The following is a 5218-nucleotide window of genomic DNA, read 5'->3' as shown; positions in this document are numbered from 1 at the left end:
TTGGTACTTAATCTCCATCCGGTTTTTTTATCGAATGATGCAAGTTTCAACCCAATGCGGTGAATCGGAATAGAATTAAAATCAAAATCTGTATGTGAGATAAAATATAAATCATCTCCTTTGTGGTAATACAAATATTGTTTCCAAAGCGATTCATTAATGCCGTACTTTTCGTTTAATGACTCTAAAATATTTGAAATGAAATCATCCGTCGAATCGAGCACTTGAATCTTTGAATTGAAATTTATAACTGATTGATTTTCGTCTTTAACCTCATCGACTTTTTTCAGCTTTGCAATAAAAAATCCTTCCGAATCAACGACTTCTGGTTCTAATCGAAGTGTCTTAGATAAATCAGATGAAATTTTTTTCCCAATCAAATTTTCCCCAAAATGTTCGGAGAGTTTCGTATCAACGATTACGAATGGATATTTATTTACAAATTTATGGATGAGCAATTCGTTCTCTACACGTGTTGTAGTGCAAGTTGAATAGACTAATTCGCCGCCAAGCTTCAGGACTTTTGACGCCGCGACAAGTAATCTAAATTGAATCTCGCTTAGTTTATCAATCCGTTTGATATTTCTTTCAAGTCTTTTCTTCGAACTTTCCTGATGCGAACCTAACGCACTGCAGGGTGGATCGACAATAACTTTATCAAAGTAATTTGTAAAATATTTTGATAGCAGCGCACCATTAAAATTGGAAATCGCTGTGTTTGTAATTCCTAATCGATCGATGTTTGAAGCGAGCATTTTTATTCGCTCAATAGAAATCTCGTTTGCTAGAACGAATCCTCTATTGTTCATCAGTTCGGCGATTAAAGTTGTTTTTGAACCGGGTGCAGAACAAATGTCTAAAATTTTTTCATGTTCATTTGGATTCAATACAATTGCAGGGATCATCGAAGAGTAGCTTTGTAAGTATATTAACCCCAAGGAATGTTCCATTAGTTTACCAAGTTGTAAATTCGCCCGATAAATATTTTTATTTAATAATGAAACTGTATTTACATGGACGCTGTTTTCAATTCTGGAAAGTCTGCCGATACGTTCTAATAATGCAACTTCTTTAATCTTTAAAGAATTAACACGAAATTGAGAAAAATTTAACTTTTTCAAATTTAGATGTATTTTTGTTGAAATTAAACAATATTTATGTAAATTTAACACAAACAATATATTTATTATGGAAATATTATGGTAAACAAATATATTTCGCTTCTTGTTTTTGCAGCATCGCTTTTAATTTCAAACACTATTCTCGCACAAGAAATAGATAAGATGACGACCACTTCTATTTATCAAATGAAATCAAAATATCATTCGTTTGGTAGCTTTTTTGTTATAACCGCTGAGGGGGGAGGAACTTTAGCATTATCTGATTTTGCCACTCCCGGTATAAGTTACATTGGAAGAGCTGGATTCGAATTATTTTTCCCCTCAACTTCCTTTGCAACACTCGGGATTAGAGTATTGGGCAGCTATGGTGAACTTACTGGGAGCCATGATGTTAGCAGATTCGCCGGTGCGGGTACTTCTGCAAGAACAATTACTAAATTCAAAACACAGTTCTCCTCAATTGAAGGTGGATTAGTTATTGCTTTCGGAAAGGATTTAATTATACCATACATTGCTGGCGGTGCATATTATATATTCAAGTATTCTCCAGCAGATGATCTTAATAATGCTTTGTATTCACCGGTTGATCGAGAAGGTTTTTTGAGCTATATGGGTGAGTTTGGAATTAGATTTTTTATGACAAATACTCTAAGCTTTAATATTGCAGCTAAATATAATGTTGGAAAAGTTGATGACCTCGATGGATTCATCTCAAACAAAAACGATAATTTTGTTTCTGCTGTTGCTGGATTTTCTATTCACTTATTCCATGATAGGAGAGTTAGATAATTAATTTCATAAAATCTCGGGAGGATCAAAAATGAAAAGCATCATTGTCCATTTATTACTTGTATTATCTTTCAGTATAATTTCTTTTGCACAATCGGGCAGAGAGGGGAATGGCAATTATTTAAGTTCAACATTTCTCCTAACCATTGATGGCGGCGCAACTTATTACAGCGGTGATTTTTCGGATACAAAGTTTGGTTTTTTATCACGAGCCGGCTTCGAATATTTTTTTGGAACGAATTCATCCAGTGTTTTCGGATTGAAACTCCTTGGCAGTTACGGACAGTTAGGAGGCAAATCAACAACAGGTTTGTTAATTGGAGATGCGCCAGCGAGATTTTCAAAAGAATTTAATACAAAATTCATGGATGGAAAATTTGGATTGATATATGCCCTAGACCTTGGAGGATTTATACCTTATCTATGGGGCGGCGGAAATAGTGTAGTTTGGTTTCAACCGAAAGATGCAAACGGAAGTAAAGTTTATGCTAAACAGAGAGATATTATTATGAGCTATTTCGGTGAGTTAGGTTTTAAAATTATACTTGCTGATGGTTTAAGCTTAAATTTTGCTAGCTCATACAATGCTAGCGGCACGGATGAACTAGATGGCTACGTTTCGAAGAAAAAAGATATCTATCTGGGGGGAACCGTCGGGATTTCAATAATCTTTGGCAGCGCAAAGGATTCCGACAATGATGGCGTGAACGATGATTACGATTTATGCCCAAACACTCCAAGCGGAGCAATGGTCGACGAATTTGGCTGTCCGATTAAATCTCCAAAAGATGATGATGGAGACGGAATTGTGAACGAGTATGATAAATGCCCTAACACTCCAATCGCGGTGAAGGTTGACAATGATGGATGTCCGGTTGATTCCGATCGAGATGGAGTGCCAGATTATAAAGATAAATGCCCAAACACTCCTAGCGGATTTATGGTAAATGAGTTAGGATGCCCGCTCGATAGCGATAGTGACGGCGTCCCTGACAATAATGATGCTTGCCCGAATACTCCATCTAATGTTCAAGTGAATGATAAGGGCTGTCCATTAGACAGCGATCAGGATGGAGTCCCTGATTATCTCGATAAATGTCCAAATACCGAAATAAATGTAAAAGTCGATTCAGAGGGCTGCAAGTTAGTTGAAGAACCAAAAGAGATTATCTTACAAGGCATGACAACCTTTGAAACTGGCAAATCAACTCTGACTGATCATGCGAAAAAAGAACTTTACGATATTGCTCAGATCATGTTAAAAAATCCATTGATAAAATGGCGAATTGAAGGACATACTGATAGCCAGGGAAGTACTAAATTCAATCAAAAGTTATCTGAAGAACGAGCAGTTAGTGTTATGAACTTTCTTATCGGTTTAGGTGTTGGTAAAGATAGATTATCAGCCGCCGGAATGGGTGAAAGTTTCCCAATTGCCGATAATGCTACTGAAATTGGAAGACAAAAAAATAGACGAGTGGTCATTACAAGAATTAACTAAAATTTATTATATTACAAATAAACATATTGGAGGTTAAATGCTAAACAAACGAACAGTACGATTTCTAATACTATTGTTACTCATATCCAGCCCGTTATTCGCTCAATCTGATAACGGTTCTTCTAACCCGTTGAGCGGATCGGTTGGCTTAACCCTCGAAGGAGGAGGTGTGTATCCCCAAACCGATATTGATCCAAAATTCAATTGGCATGGAAGAGGAGGACTTGATTGGTTCTTTTCTACATCTTCTAAGCATGCATTCGGGCTCAGATTAATGGGTGCATTTGTCAATTTAGGCGACGCTGATCAATTGGGAGATGCAAAACTTGGATTAATGTATGCAATGGGAACCGGTAGTACAATCCCCTATCTTGCCGCAGGTGGAAATTATATCTTTCAAAAAGATGGTCTTGGAAACGAACAAAATTCTCTGGGATACTTCGGCGAGCTTGGGGTAAAATTTCTTCTAAGTAAAGCTTTTGCCTTGAATCTGTCATACACACTTAATATGGCATGTCAAGATAAATTAGAAGGTCTTGTATCAAACGTTAATGATGCATATTCGACAGTACAAGCTGGACTTACTTTATTCCTTTCCGCAGAATACGATACCGATGGTGATGGTGTCTTAGACTCTGACGATATGTGCCCAAATACTCCAATGGGTGTTAAGGTAGATGAATTCGGTTGTCCGTTAGACACTGACAAAGATGGTGTGGCTGATTATCTTGATAGATGTCCTGATACACCAACAGGAGTTCAAGTTAATGCAGAAGGATGCCCGATTGATTCTGATGGTGATGGCGTAGCCGATTACCTTGATAAATGTCCAAACACACCGAAGAACGTAAAAGTCGATAAGAATGGCTGTCCACTAGATACAGATGGTGATGGAGTCGCTGATTATCTAGATAAATGTCCAAACACTCCAAAAGATGTCAAAGTCGATAAAGATGGTTGCCCATTAGATTCTGACGGTGATGGAGTTCCTGACTACTTAGATAAATGTCCAGATACTCCAAAAGGCACTAAAGTCGACAATTATGGTTGCCCAGAAGTAACCGAGCCATTCAAAGTGATTGTGTACTTCGGATTCGACAAATCGAATCTAACAAAAGAAGCAACTGCAAAACTTGATGGAGCGGCAGACTTCTTAAAGAACAATCCAGATGCAATGTTCTCATTAGAGGGACATACTTGCTGGATTGGTACTGAAGTTTATAATATGAAACTTTCTGAACGACGTGCAAAATCTGTATTCGATTATCTTGTCAAAAAAGGAATAGATAAACAGAGAATGCAGCAGAAATGGTTCGGAGAGACTATGCCAGCCGAGGACAACAAGACCAAAAAAGGTCGCGAACTTAACAGACGCACAGTTGTTATTCAAATGCTGGAAAGATAGGAGTTGCTAAAACTCATTGTAAAGCCGCTCATTGAGCGGCTTTTTTATTTTTATACATCAAAATCTTATCTCTTAAAAATGCGATTTTAAGAGTTTCTTTCATCTCCTACATTACTCGAAATAGACAGGTCTCAGGAAGATTGTTTGTTGCTGATATTTAGTAAAATATTTCATTTCGCGTATTTCGAATTCCTTAAAATTAATTTTTTGCATAATTCAGGAATTAAAACTTTGTCGAGACCTTACGAATCTAAAATTCATCCAACAGTAACTTTGCTTTCGGTTTGATAATCAGCGCATGTTTACTTAAATTGCGACCCAAAATTAAGGAGATTTGATGGCTACACATAAGTCAGCTGAAAAAAGATATCGTCAGAGCTTGAAGAAGAAAGCCGTAAATAA

4 protein-coding genes are annotated in these 5218 nt (G+C 36.9%); 3 read left to right on the top strand and 1 reads right to left on the bottom strand.

Going from position 1 to position 5218, the window contains the following annotated elements:
* Positions 1 to 1121: RsmB/NOP family class I SAM-dependent RNA methyltransferase (locus tag FJ213_12675; protein ID MBM4177004.1), on the bottom strand; the 1121-nt coding region annotated here is incomplete at its 3' end.
* Between the two features lie 78 nt (positions 1122 to 1199).
* Here FJ213_12675 and FJ213_12670 point away from each other — a divergent pair.
* The 3 genes from FJ213_12670 (at position 1200) to FJ213_12660 (ending at position 4816) form a co-directional block, all read left to right on the top strand.
* Positions 1200 to 1910 (top strand): hypothetical protein, encoded by a 711-nt coding sequence (locus FJ213_12670; GenBank protein ID MBM4177003.1) that lies wholly within the window; start codon positions 1200 to 1202, stop codon positions 1908 to 1910.
* 31 nt (positions 1911 to 1941) lie between these two features.
* On the top strand, positions 1942 to 3411 hold the full coding sequence (locus FJ213_12665; protein ID MBM4177002.1) for an OmpA family protein: 1470 nt from the start codon (positions 1942 to 1944) through the stop codon (positions 3409 to 3411).
* A 643-nt stretch (positions 3412 to 4054) separates the two neighbouring features.
* Complete coding sequence (locus tag FJ213_12660) at positions 4055 to 4816, top strand: OmpA family protein (protein ID MBM4177001.1); 762 nt, start codon at positions 4055 to 4057, stop codon at positions 4814 to 4816.
* Positions 4817 to 5218 lie beyond the last annotated feature (402 nt).

The organism is Ignavibacteria bacterium (genome assembly GCA_016873845.1).
GTDB lineage: Bacteria > Bacteroidota > Ignavibacteria > Ch128b > Ch128b > JAHJVF01.
The sequence above is the reverse complement of the archived record's forward strand: the minus strand, read 5'-3'. Positions and strand labels throughout refer to the sequence as shown.